Below are 18,970 nucleotides of genomic sequence, written 5' to 3'. Positions count from 1 at the left end.
TCACGGATGCGCTCCTGGTGACGCAACGGAGTTGTTCGTGGTGTTCGGCGTTGCGTTGGTTGTTGCGTTGTCGGGTGCATTGGGTGCTGTGAGCGGCGCCTGCTGCAACGGTGCAGTCGGCGCGCTCGTGCCCATACTGGTCGACGCACCGCCCGGCACCGCGTAGCTCGACACGCCCGCGGCACTTCCCGACTGAGGTGCAGCAGGCGGCGTGCCGCCTGCCGGCGCGCCGTTCTGCTGCGCGGGCTGGCGCCGCATGCTGTTGAGATCGAACAGATTTTGCGCCGGCACGGCGCCCTCGCTCGGACCCGGCGGGGCAGGCGGCAGCATCGGAATGTTCTGATCGCGGATCAGGCGATTGTCGGTCTGATAGCCGCCTTGCTGGTCACGCAGGTAATCGTAGCGATTGAGCGTGATGGCCGAACTCGTGGCCTGATCGCGCACGATCACGGGCCGCAGGAACACCATCAGGTTGCTCTTCGTACGCGTCTTGTTTTCCGAGCGGAACAGCTGGCCCAGCCAGGGAATGTCGCCGAGCAGCGGCACCTTGCTGTTGCCGTTCGAATACTGGTCCTGCATCAAGCCACCCAGCACGATGATCTCGCCGTTGTCGCACAGCACGGTGGACTGGATGGAACGCTTGTTGATCGTCACGCCGCCCGGGTTGTTCACCGTGGTCGGGTCCACGGTCGAATCTTCCTGGTAGAGCTGCAGCTTGAGGATGCCGCCCTCGGTGATCTGCGGCTTCACGTGGAGCGTAACGCCCACGTCGATGCGGTCGAACGTGTTGAACGCGGTTACCGAGGTCGCCGCATTCGCCGTCGGCGTTGCGTAGGAGCCCGTGACAACCGGCACGTTCTGGCCCACCACGATCTTCGCTTCCTCGTTGTCGAGCGTGATCAGGTTAGGCGTGGACAGCACGTTCGAGTCGCTCGACGTGGCAAGCGCATTGAGCAGACCGCCCAGACCGAACACGCTACCGAAACGGTGCAGCAACCCGATGTTCAGGCCGTTGGGCAGCAGGTTCGACGAATTCGTGCCGAGCAGGTTGGTGTTGTTCGCAATCGCCGCGCCTTGCGCGGTGAGGTCGACGATGCTCGAACTGCCCGAGCCGAAATTCGAGCCGCCATAGACGGCGTTGTTGCCGCCCAGCAGCGCGCCTTGCCACTGAATGCCGAGGTTCGCCGCGGTCGTCGCGTTGAGTTCGACGATGAGCGCTTCGATGTAGACCTGGGCGCGGCGCGAATCGAGCTGGTCGATCACGCTGCGCAGGTTGCGGTACACCGGCTCGGGCGCCGTGATGATGAGCGAGTTGGTGGCCGCGTCGGCCTGGATCATGCCGCCGCCGGACTGGTTCTCGTCCTGGTTGTTACTGCCTTCCTTTTCGCCGAGGAACGGCGCGCTGTTGCTTCCCGTGCCCGACGAACTGCCGCCCGTCATCGAGTTGCCGAGCGACGAACTGGTCGAACCCGAGGGCAGCGGCGGCATGCCGGCCGTGCCCGTGGAACCCGACAGCCCGCCGGCCGCGCCACCCGCGTTCTGATTGAACGCGTTGGCGCCGCCGCTACTCGACGTGTCGTTGCCTGAACCCTTGCCCATCATGCCGCGCAGCGTGCGGGCAAGACGTACGGCGTCCGCGTTGCGCAGCATCACGACGTGCATGTTGCCCGGCTGACTCGTGGGCGCATCGAGCTGTTTGGCGAGCGACTTCGCCGCGGCAAGGCGCTGCGCGTTCGAGGCGCGCAGCAGCAGCGAATTGGTGCGCGGATCGGCTGTTACCGAGACTTTGAGCGTGGGGTCCGTGCTGCCGATCGTGCCGGGATCCAGCATCTTCGAAAGCTGCTGGGCCGTGTCGAGCGCGTTCGCATTCTTGAGCGCCACGACGGCGACCTGCTGACCCGCAGCCGTATCGATGCCCGCGATGATCGCTGCGAGACGTCGCACGTTGTCGGCGTAGTCGGTCACGACGAGCGCGTTGTTGCCGGGATACGCGGCAATCGTGTTGTTCGGCGAGATGAGCGGACGCAACACGGGCAGCAGGTTGTTCGCCGACTCGTTCTTGAGCTGGAAGACTTGCGTCACGACCTGGTCGCCGCGCGCGGGCGTGGTGTTGCCCACATAGGTGGGCACGCCTTGCAGCTTCGCGTCGGCCTCGGGCACAACCTTCAGTACGCCGTGGTCCTGCACCAGCGAAAAGCCCTGCATGCGCAAGGCCGACTGCAATGTTTTCAGAGCCTGTTCTTCGGGAACCGGATTTTCCGAAACCAGGTTGAGCTGACCCTTGACGCGAGGGTCCACGATAATGGTCTTGCCGGTTGCGGCACCGATGGCTTTCGCCACCTGATCGATATCCGCGTTGACGAAATTGAGTGTGACCTGCGCCTGTGCGATCTGCGCGGTGATCAGTCCACTCACGAGCAGCGCCGTGGCGACGCGACGCAATGCCATTCGGTTTCTTCTCATGGAATGTGAAGTCGATATCGACTGCGGACACGTCCGGCAGTCCTGCGCATTCAACTCGCTGCTGCGCGAAAACGATGACCGCCGATACGCCCAGGTGCCGACCCCTCTTGTCAGTCACCTGGTTATTCAAAAGGATGAACACTACCAGCTTTTTATGTCGTTTTCGTCACAAATCAAATGGGGCCGTGCAGTTCCTCTAAACCTCGCCGCGACTGTGCCGCGCTTCCGTCAAGCTGTCTGAAAGCTCGGTTCCGTGCGGGTAACAACTGGTAAGGCTTACGCCCAAAAACCCAAGGATGCCGTTTCGTTTTCTACCGGATTTTGTCGGGTAGCTAACTTGACGCGGGGATGTCTGCCGGTATGATACGGGCCGATCGGCATGCCGGGCTTGCCATGCATGAGCGGGTTTTCCCGAATGCCGAGCTTGACCAGGGCGCCCGCCCGCAGCGGTGTCCCGGTAAGTGAACGCGCCTGCGGGTACCTGGCCCGGGCGCTTCTCCGTCTCACCTGCTTCATCTGCTTAGTGGTCTTGATGAAACGCGCTTCGTCTCTCGTCGTTGCCTATGCTGCGCTCGGCCTCGCGGTCGCGAGCATGCCTGCGCGCGCGGACTGCTTCGACGAAGCCGCGAACTACCAGAAGGTCAATCCGCTGATTCTGCGCGCCATTGCATGGCAGGAATCGCACAATCATCCCGACGCGGTCCACAAGAACGCCAATGGCTCCACGGACTACGGCGTCATGCAGATCAACTCAGTGCATCTGCCCGTGCTGTCCCAATACGGCATTTCGTCGAACACGCTGATGGAGCCGTGCAAGAACGTCTACATTGCCGCCTGGCACTTGCGGCAGAAGATGAACAAGTACGGCAACACGTGGCAGGCCGTGGGCGCATACCACTCGGAAACGCCCTCGCTGCGCGACCAGTACGCGCGGCAAATCGCGGCGATTCTGCGCAAGTGGAAGCTGCTGCCCGACTCGCGTTAGGTTGGCGCCATAGTTCCCACGGTGGGCACGTGTAGCTCAGCGCCGGCCGTCACTTTCCTACCTGGTGCACAATGCGGGTTCATGCTGCCGCGACGCCTCGCCCATGACGGGTGCCGCGCCCCGCGCTTTCCTCTCTTCGCTTTGCGTACCGAAATGAACCAGCCGCCACTGCCCGTTACTGTGCTCTCCGGGTTTCTGGGCGCGGGCAAAACCACGCTCCTGAACCATATCCTCGCCAACCGCGCGGGCCTGCGCGTGGCCGTGATCGTGAACGACCTCGCCGCGGTGAACATCGACGCTGCGCTCGTGCGCGACGCGTCCGCGCTTTCGCACGTCGAGGAACGGCTCGTGGAAATGTCGAACGGCTGCATCTGCTGCACGTTACGCGACGATCTGCTGACCGAGATCCGCCGTCTTGCCGACGAAAAGCGGTTCGACGCGATACTGATCGAATCCACCGGCATCGCTGAGCCAATGCCCATCGCTGAAACCTTCACCTTCGAGGACGACGACGGCGTATCGCTCGCCGAAGTCGCGCGGCTCGACACGATGGTGACGGTGGTGGACGCCTTCAATTTCCTGCGCGATTACGCCTGTGCCGACGCGCTCGCCGAACGGGGCCTCGCGGCCACGGAAGAAGACGACCGCACGCTCGTCGAGTTGCTGGTCGAGCAGATCGAGTTCTGTGACGTGCTCGTCGTCAACAAGGCGGACCTCGTTTCGGCCGAGGAACTGGCGCGGCTGCAGCGCATTCTCGCGCGCATCAATCCGCGCGCCGTGCAGGTGGTGAGCCGCTTCGGCGCCGTGCCGCTCTCGGAGGTGCTCAATACGAAGCGCTTCGATTTCGACGCGGCGTCCAGTGCGCCGGGCTGGCTCGCGTCGCTCAACGAACATGGCCACACGCACAGCGAGGCCGACGAGTTCGGCATCGGCAACTTCGTTTATCGCGCGCGCCGCCCGTTTCATCCCGAGCGGCTATGGGCGCTGCTGCACGAAGAATGGAAAGGTGTACTGCGGACCAAGGGTTTCTTCTGGCTCGCTACGCGCAACGACGTGGTGGGTTCGCTTTCGCAGGCGGGCGGTGCGTGCCGGCATGGTCCGGCGGGCATGTGGTGGGCCGCGCAGGACCGCAGCACCTGGCCCGATGACGAAGCGCTCGAAGCGGAAATTGCAGCTGACTGGTACGGCGATGCCAGCGATATGTCGATTGGAGATCGCCGGCAGGAACTCGTGATGATCGGCGTGGATCTGGACACACAAGCGTGGCGGGCAAAGCTCGACGCGTGTCTTCTGACCGACGCGGAATACGCCGCAGGCCCCGCCGCATGGCGTCAGTTGCCCGATCCGTTTCCCGCCTGGGACATCGACGCTGAAGAGCACAGCGAAGCAGGTGATAGCGAAATCGTCCACCGCTCCGCTTGATCGTTCCCGATTCTGCTTGGGGGCAGGGGCCTGCTATGCCCCTTTCCATCCACATCGCCAGTAGTGCGAATTTGCGCACGCGAGAGGCACAGGCAAAAGGCACAGGCGAAAAAAAACCCGCCAGCGGCGGGCGTCAACCTGAGCGGCTGATATTTAGCGCTTGTTGACTGCGTCCTTGAACGCCTTGCCAGCCGTGAACTTGACGGTCTTGGCAGCCGGGATCTTGATGGTCTCGCCCGTCTTCGGGTTACGGCCCGTACGTGCTGCGCGCTTGCCCGAACCGAAGCTGCCGAAGCCGATCAGTTGCACTGCGTCACCCTTCGACACAGCCTTCTTGATCACTTCGAGAAGCGTGTCCAGCGTTTCGCCGGTTTGAGCCTTGCTAGCGCCCGTCTGTGCTGCGACGGCGTCGATCAGTTCCTGTTTGTTCATTAAAGTTCCTTTCTGAGTTTAGGTTGACACGAACAGCGCGAACGCGCCGATTATACGTGCGCGGGCCACGCCGTCGAGCAGCGCCGGTCTCCGGACACCCCGGATAAAAGCTTTGCGCAGCAAGCTGCGCTACGGCCGTGCTGCCGCTCCCTGAGCGGCGCTTGCTATGATAGCGCAGCGCAAACCCAATAACGACAAGGGTTTCGAAGATTTACAGCATGAGCCGCGCGGTTTCCCGACGACGGCAAATTTCCTCTGAGCCCCGTCAGATAAGGCTTCCAGCGTTCACCACTCGTGACATGGGGCGTTGGTTTTTGCCAACGTTTTGCCCGCAAAGCCCCGTGCGGCGGGGCTCTCCGGGCATCGGCAAGCCCTTTGCCGGACGCTGCCGCTGCGTCCTGACAGCGTCCGGCGCTCCCACTTTTTGCAGCGTATGACCGCTTCCCTGACTCCTGCCACGCTCGAGTTCAACGACAACGGCACCCCGTTCTCGCCGCTCTATGGCGACGCCTATCACAGCATCGCCGGCGCTTTTGCGCAGTCCGAAGCCGTTTTTTTGCAGGGCAACGCGCTACCTGGGCGATGGCAGCGGCGCCGAAATTTCACAATTCTAGAGACCGGCTTCGGTCTGGGCGTCAACTTCCTCGCGACGTGGAAAGCGTGGCGCGATGACGCAGCGCGGTGCCAGCGCCTCCATTTCGTATCGGTGGAAAAGCATCCGTTCGTCGCTGCGGACTTGCGACGCGCGCTCGGGCCGCTGGTTGCGGATGCATCGATTACCGAGCTCGCGCAGCAACTCGCCGACGCGTGGCCCATGCTCGTGCCGGGCACGCACCGGCTCGAATTCGAAGGAGGGCGAATCACGCTGACGCTCGTCTTCGGCGACGCCATCGAAACACTTCCTGCGCTTTGGCTGCGTGCAGACGCGTTCTATCTCGACGGTTTTGCACCCGCAAAAAATCCAGACCTCTGGTCGCCGGCCATCTTCAAGGCGCTTGCACGTGTGGCAGGCGAAGGCGCGACATTCGCCACCTGGTCGAGTTCGGGCGACGTGAAACGTGCGCTCGAACAAAGCGGCTTCGAATACCGGAAGGTGGAGGGCTTCGGCACGAAACGCGCGATGCTGGTCGGGCGTTTTGCGCCGCGCTGGCGTGTGCGGCGCTACGAGCCGCCGTTGCCTGTCGCCGTCGCCGAACGGCACGCCATCGTGATCGGCGCAGGCCTTGCCGGGTGCGCGATGGTGGAGCGGCTCGCCGCCCGCGGCTGGCGCGTCACGCTGCTGGAGCGTCACCCCGCCGCGGCGCAAGACGCCTCCGGCAATCCCGCCGGCGTGTTTCACCCAATGATCTCGCGCGACGACAGCAGCGCGTCGCGCATCACGCGCGCCGGTTTCCTGTATGCACTGCAGCGCTGGGCCGAACTCGAACGAGCCGGCCTGAATCTTTCGCGCGGCGCGGGCGGTCTGCTGCATCTCGCCGCAAACGACGAAGAAGCGCTCGCCATGAACGATGCGCTTGCAACCTTCGCGTGGCCCACCGACTACGTGAGGCCCGTCACGCGCGAAGAGGCCGAACGCATGGCCGGCGTCGCCGTCGCGCAGCCGGGCTGGTTCTATCCGCAGGGCGGCTGGATCCAGCCGGCGTCCGTTTGCGCCGCTCAATGTGAAGCGGCGGGTGGCCTGCTCGAACGGCGCTTCGGCGTGCAGGCCGCGCGTATCGAACGAGGCAGCGACGGCCAATGGACCGTGTTCGACGAAGCGAACCACGTCGTCGCCCGCGCACCCATCGTCATCTTCGCGAACGCGCACGACGCCGCACGCGTGGCCGGCCTTCGTCATGCGCCGACGCGCAGCATTCGCGGCCAGCTCACGCTGCTGCATTCCACCGGCGACGCCCGCCACGCCACCAATCCGCTCACCCCGCTGCGCATGCCGATCATCGGCGAGGGCTACGCCATTCCGCTCTCCGGCGGCATCACGCTCACCGGCGCGACCTACGAACTCGACGACCCTGAACCATCGATACGTGAGGCTGGCCACATCGAAAACATCGAACGCATATCGCAGATGCTGCCGGGCGCACGTTCGGCGCTCGAGGCGACGTTCACAGGCCGCGTCGGCTTTCGCTGCGTGACGAGCGACCGCTTGCCCATGCTCGGGCAGCTTGCCGACGAATCCGCGGCTACGCGCGATGCCGTTCGCCTGCGAGGCGCGTGGCCGCTCGACCTGCCGCGCGCCGAAGGGCTCTATGGCGCCTTCGCGTACGGATCGCGTGGACTGGTGTGGGCCGCGCTCGGCGCCGAATTGATCGCCTCGCAGATCGAAGCGGAGCCGTGGCCGCTAGAACGGGATCTGGCCGAGAGTCTGGACCCCGCCCGGTTCCTTCTGCGCGCGTTACGGCAGCAGACGCTCGTCTGAGAGCCTCGGTTCGCGCGAAGGTTATCCACGCCGGGTTGTGGATAACCGCTGGAAGGACGGGTGCAACTCGTGTGGAACCGATGTGGACGTAAACGGGGTAACTGGCGTCGTCGTTCCCAGGCCGGAAAAGTTGCCAGGAGAAGCGAGCCTGCGCCACACATGCTTTACATCCGGTTGTGCGAGCGGCAAGTCGCTGATCCCTCACGGTAAACCGGGGTTATCCACAGAAAAGTGGGCGCTTTGTTAACTTCTACTACGTATACATACAGATAAACCTGTAAACCAAGGGCTAGCCCGGACCTGTCTGGAAACACGAAAGCAGCGAGGGGGCCCTTCTGTGCACCGTCGCTCGGGTTTGCGCGCACCTCCAACACTCATCCATGAAACGAGCCTGGTCGGTCTTTTTTGCTTGATTGACAGCGACTATCCGCAGATCAATTACGTATTTACCGTTTTGAGTGCAAGTTCGTCGCAGATGGCGTCGAGTGCAAAAAAGCTGTGGCACAATCGCCGTTCTCCAGGCGCCCATGCTCAGGCAGCGGGCGCATCCAAGGAACGGTTGCCGGTCGCCCGGAATCTGAGTGCGTAGGGCATCGGGCAACGTTCATTCATCGATCGCAAACTCGTCGCTACGGCAACGCGTCTGCAAATACGCCGGTCCGGGCGTCCCTCCGCCCGGCTGGGTGTTTCCTGTTTTCCGTCTCGATCCGCTAGAGGACGACTGGCGCCGCATCGTGTATGCGCGGCGAGTATGGCGGCTGGCGGCGCGGCCGCCAGCAAACGGGCAGCGTCCACCCTGGCATCGAAAGTGCGCTTTGCCGGGACCGTGTTCTCGCGTGCGCACGCGCCGTCCTGCAAAAAAAGGAGAAACCAATACGATGAAGTCGGCGTTTTCGTTTTTTCCCGCCTGGCCCATTGCCCCGGATGCGATCTTCTGGGCCGGTCTCGCGCTGCTCGTTGCGGGTTTGTGCGGCGAGCTTTGCTACCGCGCGTGGCGTTTGCCGCGCGTTTCGGGTTATGCCGTAATCGGTCTGATTGCCGGTTCGGCGGGCTTTGGCGTGATCGACGCCGATTCCGCCAGCGCCGCGCGGCCGCTGCTCGATGTCGCGCTCGGGCTGCTGCTGTTCGAACTCGGCAGCCGGCTCGACTTGCGATGGATTCGCCGCAACCCGTCGCTGATTCTCTCGAGCATCGCTGAATCCACGCTGACCTTCGTGCTCGTGCTGACCGTTTTGCTGTTCCTGAAGGTGCCGGTCATGGTGGCGATGGTGATTTCCGCCATCGCGATGGCAACGTCGCCGGCCATGGTGATCCAGCTGAAGACCGAACTCGGCGCCGAAGGTCAGGTCACGCAGCGGCTCATGACGCTCACGGCGCTCAACAGCATGTACGCGGTGGTCGTCGAAAAACTCGCCTCCAGCTGGCTGCACCAGGAAATTTACGGCAACGTGTTCGCCACCATCCTGCAGCCGCTTTATCTGCTCGTGGGTTCGCTGTTGGTGGCGTTCCTGCTGGCGAAGGCCTGCACACTTTTTTATCGCAAGCTGAGCGCGCAGGACGAGCATTCGTTCGTCGCGCTGTTCGGTCTCGTGGTGCTGGCGGTGGCCATCGCGCATCTGCTCAAGCTCTCCACGATCCTGAGCCTGCTTGCCGCCGGCATCATCGTGAAAAATCTGGAGCCTCGTCCGCAACTGTGGCCGCAGCACTTCGGCACGGCGGGGTGGCTGCTCACCGTGATCCTGTTCGTGCTCACGCTCACCACGTTCGAGTGGCGAGACATCGCAATTGGCGGACTTGCCGCGGCCGGGCTGATCGTGGCGCGTCTCGTCGCGAAGCTGGTTGGCGTGCTTATCTTCGCGAAGCCGAGCGGATTGCACTGGAAGCAGGGCGTCGCGCTCGGGTTGTCGCTTTCGCCGATGTCGGCGCTCGCCTGGCTGCTCGTGGACGACACCTACGAGCTCTATCCGACGTTCGACCCGCAGCTGCGCGCCGTGGTCATGTGCGCAATCGTCGTGTTCCAGATTGTCGGACCGTGGCTTGTGTACCGCAGCCTCGCGCAAGTCGGGGAACGGCGCGAAGAGTAGGTTTTCCGTGGTCACGCCGCAGTACGGGCGTGGCCGTCAGCATCACCTGTCGAAACCCAACGCCGCGCAGGCGTGCCGGTTGGTGCGGATGAGTGCCGGTCGGACATGCGCGGTTGAAGCGGAAATGCCATGTCACTTGAAACTTTTGTCGATTCGAAGCCGTTCACGTTCGGCATCGAACTCGAGATGCAGATCGTCAACACCCATGACTATGATCTGACCAAAGCCGGCACCGACCTGCTGCGGCTCATCAAGGACCAGAAGATTCCGGGCAACATCACGCCCGAAATTACCGAGAGCATGATCGAGCTCTCCACGGGCATCTGCACGTCGCACGAACAGGCGCTCGGCGATCTGCGCGAGATCCGCGACACGCTCGTGGCCGCGGCCGACCGGCTCAACGTGGGCCTGTGCGGTGGCGGTACACACGCGTTCCAGCAATGGAGCGAGCGGCGCATCGTCGATTCCCCGCGCTTTCAGTACCTCTCGGAGCTTTACGGCTACCTCGCCAAGCAGTTCACGGTGTTTGGCCAGCACGTGCATATCGGCTGCCCGAACGCGGACAGCGCGCTGTTCCTGCTGCATTCCATGTCGCGCTTCATTCCGCACTTCATCGCGCTGTCGGCCTCGTCGCCTTACGTGCAGGGCGTGGACACCGGCTTCCATTCGGCCCGGCTCAACTCCGTGTTCGCGTTTCCACTGTCGGGCCGCGCGCCGTTCGTGCTGACGTGGGACAGCTTCGAAGAATATTTTTCGAAGATGGTCCACACGGGCGTGGTCAACAGCATGAAAGATTTCTACTGGGACATCCGGCCGAAGCCCGGCTTCGGCACGATCGAAGTTCGCGTCATGGATACGCCGCTTTCGGTGGACCGGGCCGCGGCGATCGCGTGCTACATCCAGACGCTCGCGCGCCATCTGCTGCTCGACAAGCCCATCACGCCGAAGGAAGACGATTACCTCGTCTACACGTTCAACCGTTTCGAGGCCTGCCGCTTCGGACTGGCGGGCAGTTGCATCAATCCGCAGACAGGCGAGCGCCGCACGATTTCGGAAGACATCATCGATACGCTCGAGCGCATTGCGCCCCATGCCGACGCGCTCGGCTCAGGCCACGCGCTTGCCGAGATCGGGATGATCGCGCGTAGTCAGGTCAACGATGCCACCTGGCTGCGCGGCGTCGTCGCCCAGGAGAAGTCGCTGCACGAAGCGGTTCGCCAGCAGTGCCTGCGCTGGCGCGAATAAGGTCGCGCTGGGGTGAAGAGACAGACCACGCGGGGCGAAAAATTCGAAAATAGATGCAAGGCAGCGTAAGCGTGAGCTATGTCACGCAGACGTCATACCGTGACATCAAAAAAATTTTCGTCCGTCGTGGCTTCTTATGATTTCAAATGTTTACGTATACAAACATCGTAGTAGTTAACAAGCATTGCGCCTGCCTGTGGATAACCGAATAATTCGCCGAAAAGTCAGACACCTGCGCAATTGGCAAGCGCATGGATTGCGACTGCGCGAGCGACGCAAAAGAGGGATAACTTTGAGGCGTGCCAATCGGTCGCGCGCTTTATCAAGAAACCGCGCACACGCAATCCCGGCCGTTTTCAACGCATTATCCACAGCCTCGTCGGGATAACTTAGCTGTGCGATTGGGCGCTCTCGCATAGAATGTCGCTTTGCCGCAGCGTGAATGATTGCGGCAAGCCCCACACGCGTAAGCAGATGGCTCGCGCGGCCCCGGGCGCGGCGCCTTGTTACCCGGCGACAGTGCAACGGAGCGGGACATTTTTGAAATGGCGTTTCCGGGACGGGAAGACGGGACAGTATCCCGATGAAGCCGTCCTTCCCCACAGGTTGCCGGCGCAACTGGCGGCCGACGATACAGCGCGAGCTGTCAATAACCAGCGAAAGACTATGAGCGAAGGCGTTTACGGAGAACTGCCGACCGGGCGTGTGACCCACAGCCTGTTGCGGCTGAGTACGGCCATGCGGAGTCAGGCATGGGAATGGGCAGAAGGAGCGGGGTTGACCCCCACGCAAGGCGAGATTCTCGTTTTGCTGATGCAGCGCAAGGGGCCGATGCGGCTCGGCGAGATTGCGCGCGAAACCGCGCTCACCGCCGCCACGACGAGCGACGCGGTGAGCACGCTCGAAAACAAGGGGCTGGTCGAAAAGCGCCGTGCGCTGGACGACGGCCGCGCGCTGGCGGTGCGCCTCACCACGCGTGGCCGCACGGCGGCCAAACGTGCGGCGCAATGGCCGGATTTTCTCGCGAAGGCAGTGAGTACGCTGCGCGACGACGAGCAGATCACGTTCTATCGCACGCTGCTCAAGACCATCCGCCAGCTCGAAGTGCAGGCGCACATTCCGGCACACCGCATGTGCCTGACGTGCGAGCACCTCGAAGCAAGCAGGAATCCGAAGAAGGCACCGCATCGCTGCGGCGCGCTCAACCTCGCGCTTGTCGACACGGACCTGCGGCTGGACTGCGGCGCGTACGATGAGGCCGACGCCGGTACGCAGAAGAAGATCTGGAAGATCTTCGCGCAGCAGGGCTGAAGCGCCCTGCCGGAAACGGAACGGCCCGCCTGCGGCGCTTTCGCTGTTGCCCGGGGACGTGAACCGCCGTCCCTGCCAGGTGCGCCGCGCTTTGCGCGTGTTTTTGCCCATTCGAGGTCTGCGGTATTCCGCGTGGCCTGTGTGAAGCGTGAACGTGAAGCGGGGAAGCGGCGATGAATCGCGAAGTGTTGGCCGTACGCCATGTGTACTTCGAGGATCTGGGCAGTCTCGAACTCGTGCTCGGGGACCGCGGGCGTCTCGTACGCTATCTCGACGTGGGCTTTGCGCGCATCGAGGCGCCGAATCCCGTCACGTCGTCGTTGATGGTGATACTGGGCGGTCCGATCAACGCCTGCGACGACGCGCACTACCCCACGCTCGCGCCGCTTGCCGCGATGGTCGAAAAGCGCATTGCTGCTGGACTGCCGACGCTCGGCATCTGTCTGGGCGCGCAGTTGATTGCGCGGGTGCTCGGCGCGCGGGTCTATCCGGCAGGCCACACCGAACTCGGCTGGACGCCGCTCACGCTCACCGACGCGGGCCGCGCCTCGCCGCTTCGTCATCTCGACGGCGCCCATACCTCGATGCTGCACTGGCACGGCGACACGTTCGACCTGCCGCAAGGCGCCACGCGGCTTGCCTCCACGCCGGTCTGTGAGAATCAGGCGTTCGTGTGGGGCGACCACGTGCTCGGTCTCCAATGCCACCCCGAAATTCGCACGGACCGGTTCGAGCCTTGGCTCGTCGGGTATGCTGGCGAACTCGCGTCACATGGCATCGACGTCAATCAGTTGCGTGCCGACACCGCGCGCTTCGGTCCGCGGCTCGAAGCGGCTGCGCATCAGATGTTCGGCGAGTGGCTCGACCAGGTGGATGCCACGATGAGTGCCAAAGTAAAGGGTTGAAGCGAAGCCGCGGGGCGTGAGCAGACGTCGGCAAGAAAGGCAACGCGTTCACCTTCTTTCGGCCGCTGCGCGCCGCGTGCAGCCTGCCTGCACCGATAAAACCCGCATGCTATTCTCGACCGCTCCTGTCATCGTCTGACGAGAGAGTCCATGAGCGCGCTGTTCACCCCCATCACGCTGCGTGGCGTGACGCTTCCGAATCGCATCGTCGTTTCGCCGATGTGCCAATACTCCGCGGAACGTGGCGAAGCAACCGCCTGGCACATGATCCATCTCGGGCAACTGGCGCTCTCTGGCGCCGGCATGCTCTGCATCGAAGCGACCGCAGTCGAACCCGACGGACGCATCACGCCCGCCGATCTGGGCTTGTGGGACGACGCCACCGAAGCGGCCCTCAAGCCGGTGCTCGCGGCCATCCGCAAGCATTCGCCCATTCGCGTCGCGATGCAGCTGTCGCACGCGGGGCGAAAGGCGTCGAGTCACGTGCCGTGGGAAGGCGGCCAGCTGATTCCGGTGGCTGAAGGCGGCTGGCAGCCTCACGCGCCCTCGCCGATTCCGCACAAGGACGGAGAAGCGCCGCCGCTCGCGCTCGATGCCGCAGGCCTTGCGCGCGTGCGCGAGGCATTCGCGGCGGCTACGCGGCGTGCGGCCCGACTCGGTATCGACGCCATCGAAGTGCACGCCGCTCACGGTTATCTGCTGCACCAGTTCCTCTCGCCGCTCGCCAACCAGCGCACCGACGAATACGGCGGCTCGCGCGAAAACCGCATGCGCTTCCCGCTCGAGATCTTCGACATCGTGCGCGCGCAGTTTCCGGCCGACAGACCGGTTGGCGTGCGCGTGTCCGCAACCGACTGGGTGGACGGTGGCTGGTCGCTGGAAGACACGATCGCCTTTGCCCACGAGTTGAAGCGACGCGGCGCCGACTGGATCGATGTCTCCTCGGGCGGCGTCTCGCCGCTGCAGAAGATTCCGCTCGAACCCGGCTACCAGGTGCCGTTTGCGCGTGAGGTCAAGAAGGCAACGGGCCTCACGACCATTGCCGTCGGGCTGATTACCGATGCGCAGCACGCCAGTCGGCTCATCGAAGAAGGCGACGCGGATCTCGTCGCCATGGCGCGCGCCATGCTCTACGATCCGCGCTGGCCGTGGCACGCGGCGGCACAATTGGGCGCCACCGTGCAGGCGCCGCCGCAATATTGGCGTTCGCAGCCGCGCGAGCAGAAGGCACTGTTCGGCGACATCTCGTTCGGCCAGCGTTAGCCGCCCGCTATTTGGCAGGTTGAACGAATCCGTATCAAGCGTGTACGATGCCGTTTGTGGCGCGATGTGCGCTACAGCGGATGACGCGGCGCCTCGGGGGCGCCGCGTTTGCTATTCGCGCCTGAGAAATGCCGCGGCATATCGCGCGCCGGCAGCGGCTAACGCGAGGTTTGCCGCCGGAATGTTCACTTCCCGTTCTTCACAAGGATTCATTCAATGAGTTCACGCAGGTTCGCCGTGCGCCAGTCGGGTGTGCACGGCAAAGGGGTGTTCGCCCTCGAACCGATTGCAGCCGGCGAGCGCCTGATCGAATACAAGGGCGAACGGATCTCGTGGAAGGAAGCCCTGCGGCGTCATCCGCACAATCCGGCAGAACCGAATCACACGTTCTATTTCGCGCTGGAAAGCGGCGACGTGATCGACGGCAAGGTGAACGGCAACAGCGCGCGCTGGATCAACCATTCGTGCGCGCCTAACTGCGAGGCCGAAGAGATCGACGGTCACGTCTACATCGAGGCACTGCGCGACATCGCCGCGGGCGAAGAGCTGTTCTACGACTATGGCCTTGTGATCGACGCGCGTCAGACGAAGAAGCTTCAGCGCGAGTACGAATGCCGGTGCGGCGCCCGCAAGTGTCGCGGCACGATGCTCGCGCCGCCCGAGAAGACGAAGAAGGGCGGCAAGGGCGAGGGCAAGTCTGCAAAGAAGAAAAAGAAGTAAGGCAGCAGCCCCTGGAATTACATGTCGATCGGCGCCTGGTGCGCCGATTTTTTTGCCTCGGCACTGTGGTCGCTCGTGGCGCGCGTGCTTTCCGTAGCGGGCGCTTGCGGCGCCAGCGGCACACGAACGACGAAGCGTGCGCCGCCTTCCGGCGCGTCCTCGTAGTGCACGGTGCCCCGGTGCAACTTCATGATGTCGTGGACGATCGCGAGGCCGAGGCCCGCGCCGCCATCCACGCCGGAGTCGCTCTGACCGTCGCCGCGGAAGAAACGCTTGAACAGGTCGGCCTGTTGGGTTTTCGGTACGCCCGGTCCATTGTCTTCCACGGCGATTTCGGCCATCGCCACGCCGTCGGTCTGCAGCTGCGTCACCGTCACGGTGATGCGTCCGCCATCCAGACGCGCGGGCGGTGCGTACTTCAACGCGTTGTCGAGCAGGTTCGCCACCACCTCGTGCAACAGCACAGGGTTGCCGCGTACGAGTAGCGGATGATCGTTCGCCGGGTCGTCGAGTCGCTGGAAACCGAGGTCCACCTGCACGGCGAGAGCGCGCGGCACCCACTCGGCGCCGGTTTCGAACGCGAGCGCAGCGAAATCGATATTGACGAAGCGCGCGGCCTGCTCGCCGGGCTCGGCGCGCGCAAGCGAAAGCAACTGGTTGGAGAGGCGCACAGCGCGGTCCGCTGCTGCGCGCAGCTCGCGCACCGCCGCCTGCACCTGTTGCGGGTCGCGTGAGACAACGGCCTGCTCCGCATGCAGCTTCACGGCCGTGAGCGGCGTGCGCAATTGATGGGCGGCGTCGGCAATGAACTTGCGCTGTGCGTCGAGAGCGGTTTTGAGTCGGCCGAGCAGCGCGTTGAGCGCGCCTGTGAGCGGGCGGATCTCAAGGGGTACGTAGGTTTCGTCGACGGGCTCGAGCGACGTATGCGTTTGCCGGTTCAGCGAATCGGCCAGATCCGTGAGCGGATTGAGCTGCTGGTTCACCACGCGCCAGACGATGGCCCAGCCCGCGAACAGCAACAGCAACAGCGGCATCATGATCGCCACGAGAAACTCGGCGGCAATACGAAAGCGGTGACGCACCGGCTGACCCACTTCCACGACGATCGGATTGCCGTGCGGCTGTTCAACCCGCACCTGCGCGACGCGTACGCCAATGCCGTTGTGCTGCGTCTCGAAGACGTACGCGAAGTGCATGCGCGTAATGTTCGTGCCCCGCAGCGGCAGCGACGGATCGCCGGCGATTTCCCTGGTGCCGTCGCTGATGCGGTACACGAGATGTTCCACCGGGTCAGAGAACATCGCCTGCGCGAGCGGTGGAACGGTAATGGGCGCGTCGCGGCCCGCAATCTGGATCTGTCTGGAAATGGCAGTCGCCAGATCGGCGAGCGAGCGGTCCACGACGTGCTGCGTGTATTGCCACGCGAGCCAGTACGCGATGAGTCCGCTCATGAGCGCAAGCAGCGAGAGCGGCGCAGCGAGACGGCGCAGCAGCGTGCGCCTCAGACTGTTCGCGGCCGGGTGGGGCATGATCGGACCTGCCGAAAAATAGGACGTGCCGTGCGAACCGGTCAGCCGGTTCGCACGGCATATACGGCTTCGTTACGAAGCCTGGCGAATCTCCTGGAGGAGATAGCCGAAGCCGCGCACGGTCACGATTTCGACGCGGCAGTTTTCGAGCTTCTTGCGCACGCGGTGCACGTAGACCTCGATCGCGGTGTCGCCGAGGTCGCCGCCGAAATGCGTGAGGTGATCCTGCAACTGGGCCTTGCTGACCACGCGGCCGTGGCGCAGCAACAGCATTTCGAGCACGGCGAATTCGCGCGGCGAGAGTTCGAGCGGCTTGTCGTCGTTGAAGATGCGACGATCCACGCCCGACAGACGCACGCCGCCCAGCGACACTTCGGGGCGCGGCACGTCGCCGTGCGGACCGCTGCGGCGCATGACGGCACGAATGCGCGCTTCGAGTTCGGCGGGCTCGAAGGGCTTCAGCATGTAGTCGTCGGCGCCGGAATTCAGGCCCTGAACGCGGTCGTTCAATTCGTCGCGCGCCGTGAGCACGATCACGGGCGTGTGGCGATTGCTCTGACGGAAGCGCGAGAGCAGCGTCATGCCGTCGATGCCGGGCAGGCCCAGATCGAGAATCACGAGTTCGTGGCGGTTCTGTGTGAGCGCCTGTTCGGCGAAGATGCCATCGTGGACCATGTCGACCGTGAAGCCGGCTTGTTCGAGGCTACTCTGGATGCCGCGTGCGATAGGGCGGTCGTCTTCGATGAGAAGGAGTCGCATGGGATTCGCTCAATTACAATGGGTTAGCTTGTCAGGCACGCGGTTCGCCGGCGCGCGGATGCACAGGAAGCACGCTGGGTAGCGTGCGGTGCCCGGATGATCACGAGAGACATGTCCGAAATTACGATCAACGAACTGGAAGCCGCGATCAACTTCTGGCGCAGCCGTTCGCCTTCCTTTGGCGACGAGCTTACCTTGTGCAAGGAGGCAAGCGCGCTCTCCAAGCCGTATGCGCTGCTGATTGTACAGCGTCGGAACGCCGTATCGCTGGATGCGCTGGAGCCTTTGGCACGCGAAGCCTGGGAAACTTACGTTCGCCTTAATATTGGGCGCACGAACTGAAGGCCCAATGGCGGTTGTCCTGCAATATCCTTTCACCCGCGGCGTTTTTTGGCCTCCATTTGCGTTTCCCGCGGTCGCCTCGCTCAATCGGGCTGCGCGCCTTTCGCGATCGAATCGATGAACTTCGCCATGAGGATGTCGCGCTCGGTGATACCGCTCGCCTCGTGCGTGGATAACGTGATCTCGACCCGGTTGTAGACGTTGAACCATTCGGGGTGATGGTCCATCTCCTGGGCTTTGATGGCGACGCGCGTCATGAAGCCAAAGGCCTCGTTGAAGTCGGCGAAGCGCAATTTCCGCTGGATGGCGTCGCGGCCGGCCATGGCCTGCCAGCCGTCGAGCTGCGGGAACTGGCTGGCGCGTTCCTCGGAAGTGAGCTTGTGGATCATCGTGTCACCTCTCGTGGGTGGGTCGTGAGAGAAGCTGAGCGTCCGGCTATTTTTCCACGGATGCCCGCATGTCGCCGGACCGCCTTCCGTCTGCGTTCCGCTGCCGGTGCACTGCTCTGCGACGTCTTGCTGCTTTATGCAATACTCATGCGAAAAGCAGTCACGAAACGCGGAGAACGTTCATGCTTGAACTGGATCACTTCGATCTCGCGCTTCTCGAGGTCTTGCAACGCTATGGACGCGCCACCCATCAGCAACTCGGCGAGCAGATTCCGCTGTCGCCGTCGCAGATCGGGCGGCGGTTGCAGCGGCTCGAGGCGGTGGGTGTGATCGATGGTTATCGCGTCGTGCTGCGGCCCGAAAAGCTTGGCCTGGGCGTGACGGCGTTCACGAGCCTCAAGCTCAAGCACCACGGCGATTCGATCATCGAGCAGTTTCAGCAGCAGATCGACATGCTGCCCGAAGTGCTGGAATGCCACGCGGTAGTGGGCGAGGCCGACTATCTGCTGCGGATCGTGGCGCCCGACCTCAATGCGCTCTCCTCGTTCGTCATGAAGAAACTCATGCGCGTGCCGGGCGTGGACAGCGTGCGCTCGAACATCGTGCTTGCTACGTTCAAGCGCAATGGCCCGCTGCCGCTCGCGCACCTGGGGCCGGGACTTTCCGCGGCTTGAGCGCATGAAGCGCGAACGGCGCGACCCATCC

Annotated in this window: 17 protein-coding genes; 12 read left to right on the top strand and 5 right to left on the bottom strand. The window is 63.5% G+C overall.

Annotated features, from left to right (window positions below; translation table 11 throughout):
* Complete coding sequence (gene gspD, locus P2869_RS17290) at nt 1-2,448, bottom strand: type II secretion system secretin GspD (RefSeq protein ID WP_277597076.1); 2,448 nt, start codon at nt 2,446-2,448, stop codon at nt 1-3.
* Nucleotides 2,449-2,461: 13 nt separating this feature from the next.
* Here gspD and P2869_RS17285 point away from each other — a divergent pair, with 13 nt between their 5' ends.
* The 3 genes from P2869_RS17285 to zigA all read left to right on the top strand — a co-directional run bounded on the left by P2869_RS17285 (nt 2,462) and on the right by zigA (nt 4,870).
* Nucleotides 2,462-2,704 (top strand): hypothetical protein, encoded by a 243-nt coding sequence (locus tag P2869_RS17285; RefSeq protein WP_277597075.1) that lies wholly within the window; start codon nt 2,462-2,464, stop codon nt 2,702-2,704.
* Nucleotides 2,705-2,995: 291 nt separating this feature from the next.
* Nucleotides 2,996-3,448, top strand: a complete 453-nt coding sequence (locus P2869_RS17280) for a lytic transglycosylase domain-containing protein (protein WP_126878964.1) — start codon at nt 2,996-2,998, stop codon at nt 3,446-3,448.
* A 153-nt stretch (nt 3,449-3,601) separates the two neighbouring features.
* Nucleotides 3,602-4,870: a zinc metallochaperone GTPase ZigA gene (gene zigA, locus P2869_RS17275; protein WP_277597074.1), complete on the top strand. Its 1,269-nt coding sequence runs from the start codon at nt 3,602-3,604 to the stop codon at nt 4,868-4,870.
* A 153-nt stretch (nt 4,871-5,023) separates the two neighbouring features.
* On the opposite strand, the gene P2869_RS17270 is transcribed toward zigA, so the two are convergent.
* A complete protein-coding gene (locus tag P2869_RS17270) occupies nt 5,024-5,302 on the bottom strand; it encodes an HU family DNA-binding protein (protein ID WP_006401505.1) in 279 nt (92 codons plus the stop codon).
* Between the two features lie 433 nt (nt 5,303-5,735).
* Between P2869_RS17270 and mnmC the strand changes: the two genes are divergently transcribed.
* From mnmC to P2869_RS17235, 7 genes are all read left to right on the top strand, one after another.
* Nucleotides 5,736-7,718: a bifunctional tRNA (5-methylaminomethyl-2-thiouridine)(34)-methyltransferase MnmD/FAD-dependent 5-carboxymethylaminomethyl-2-thiouridine(34) oxidoreductase MnmC gene (gene mnmC, locus P2869_RS17265; protein ID WP_277597073.1), complete on the top strand. Its 1,983-nt coding sequence runs from the start codon at nt 5,736-5,738 to the stop codon at nt 7,716-7,718.
* An 878-nt stretch (nt 7,719-8,596) separates the two neighbouring features.
* Nucleotides 8,597-9,802, top strand: a complete 1,206-nt coding sequence (locus tag P2869_RS17260; protein ID WP_277597072.1) for a cation:proton antiporter — start codon at nt 8,597-8,599, stop codon at nt 9,800-9,802.
* A 129-nt stretch (nt 9,803-9,931) separates the two neighbouring features.
* The gene (locus tag P2869_RS17255) at nt 9,932-11,047 is read left to right on the top strand and encodes a YbdK family carboxylate-amine ligase (protein WP_017772275.1); all 1,116 of its coding nucleotides are present in this window, start codon (nt 9,932-9,934) and stop codon (nt 11,045-11,047) included.
* A gap of 666 nt (nt 11,048-11,713) precedes the next feature.
* Nucleotides 11,714-12,358: a MarR family winged helix-turn-helix transcriptional regulator gene (locus tag P2869_RS17250; protein WP_126878969.1), complete on the top strand. Its 645-nt coding sequence runs from the start codon at nt 11,714-11,716 to the stop codon at nt 12,356-12,358.
* Nucleotides 12,359-12,531: 173 nt separating this feature from the next.
* Complete coding sequence (locus tag P2869_RS17245) at nt 12,532-13,263, top strand: glutamine amidotransferase (protein WP_277597071.1); 732 nt, start codon at nt 12,532-12,534, stop codon at nt 13,261-13,263.
* A gap of 150 nt (nt 13,264-13,413) precedes the next feature.
* Nucleotides 13,414-14,526 carry an NADH:flavin oxidoreductase/NADH oxidase gene (locus P2869_RS17240; RefSeq protein WP_277597070.1) on the top strand — a complete coding sequence of 371 codons (1,113 nt, stop codon included), beginning with the start codon at nt 13,414-13,416 and terminating at the stop codon, nt 14,524-14,526.
* A gap of 216 nt (nt 14,527-14,742) precedes the next feature.
* Nucleotides 14,743-15,246, top strand: a complete 504-nt coding sequence (locus P2869_RS17235) for an SET domain-containing protein-lysine N-methyltransferase (protein WP_017772272.1) — start codon at nt 14,743-14,745, stop codon at nt 15,244-15,246.
* Between the two features lie 17 nt (nt 15,247-15,263).
* Here the strand turns inward: P2869_RS17235 and P2869_RS17230 are convergent, their stop codons facing one another.
* Nucleotides 15,264-16,775, bottom strand: a complete 1,512-nt coding sequence (locus tag P2869_RS17230) for a sensor histidine kinase (RefSeq protein WP_277597069.1) — start codon at nt 16,773-16,775, stop codon at nt 15,264-15,266.
* A 72-nt stretch (nt 16,776-16,847) separates the two neighbouring features.
* Nucleotides 16,848-17,534, bottom strand: a complete 687-nt coding sequence (locus tag P2869_RS17225) for a response regulator transcription factor (RefSeq protein WP_017772270.1) — start codon at nt 17,532-17,534, stop codon at nt 16,848-16,850.
* Between the two features lie 111 nt (nt 17,535-17,645).
* Between P2869_RS17225 and P2869_RS17220 the strand changes: the two genes are divergently transcribed.
* Nucleotides 17,646-17,876 (top strand): DUF3717 domain-containing protein, encoded by a 231-nt coding sequence (locus P2869_RS17220; protein WP_126878972.1) that lies wholly within the window; start codon nt 17,646-17,648, stop codon nt 17,874-17,876.
* 83 nt (nt 17,877-17,959) lie between these two features.
* On the opposite strand, the gene P2869_RS17215 is transcribed toward P2869_RS17220, so the two are convergent.
* Nucleotides 17,960-18,265 carry a 4a-hydroxytetrahydrobiopterin dehydratase gene (locus P2869_RS17215; protein ID WP_126878973.1) on the bottom strand — a complete coding sequence of 102 codons (306 nt, stop codon included), beginning with the start codon at nt 18,263-18,265 and terminating at the stop codon, nt 17,960-17,962.
* A 182-nt stretch (nt 18,266-18,447) separates the two neighbouring features.
* Here P2869_RS17215 and P2869_RS17210 point away from each other — a divergent pair, with 182 nt between their 5' ends.
* Complete coding sequence (locus P2869_RS17210; protein WP_017772267.1) at nt 18,448-18,939, top strand: Lrp/AsnC family transcriptional regulator; 492 nt, start codon at nt 18,448-18,450, stop codon at nt 18,937-18,939.
* The last annotated feature ends 31 nt before the right edge of the window (nt 18,940-18,970 follow it).

This window comes from Paraburkholderia sp. SUR17 (assembly GCF_029536165.1).
Taxonomy (GTDB): domain Bacteria; phylum Pseudomonadota; class Gammaproteobacteria; order Burkholderiales; family Burkholderiaceae; genus Paraburkholderia; species Paraburkholderia kururiensis.
This window is presented reverse-complemented; position numbering and strand designations above follow the sequence as displayed.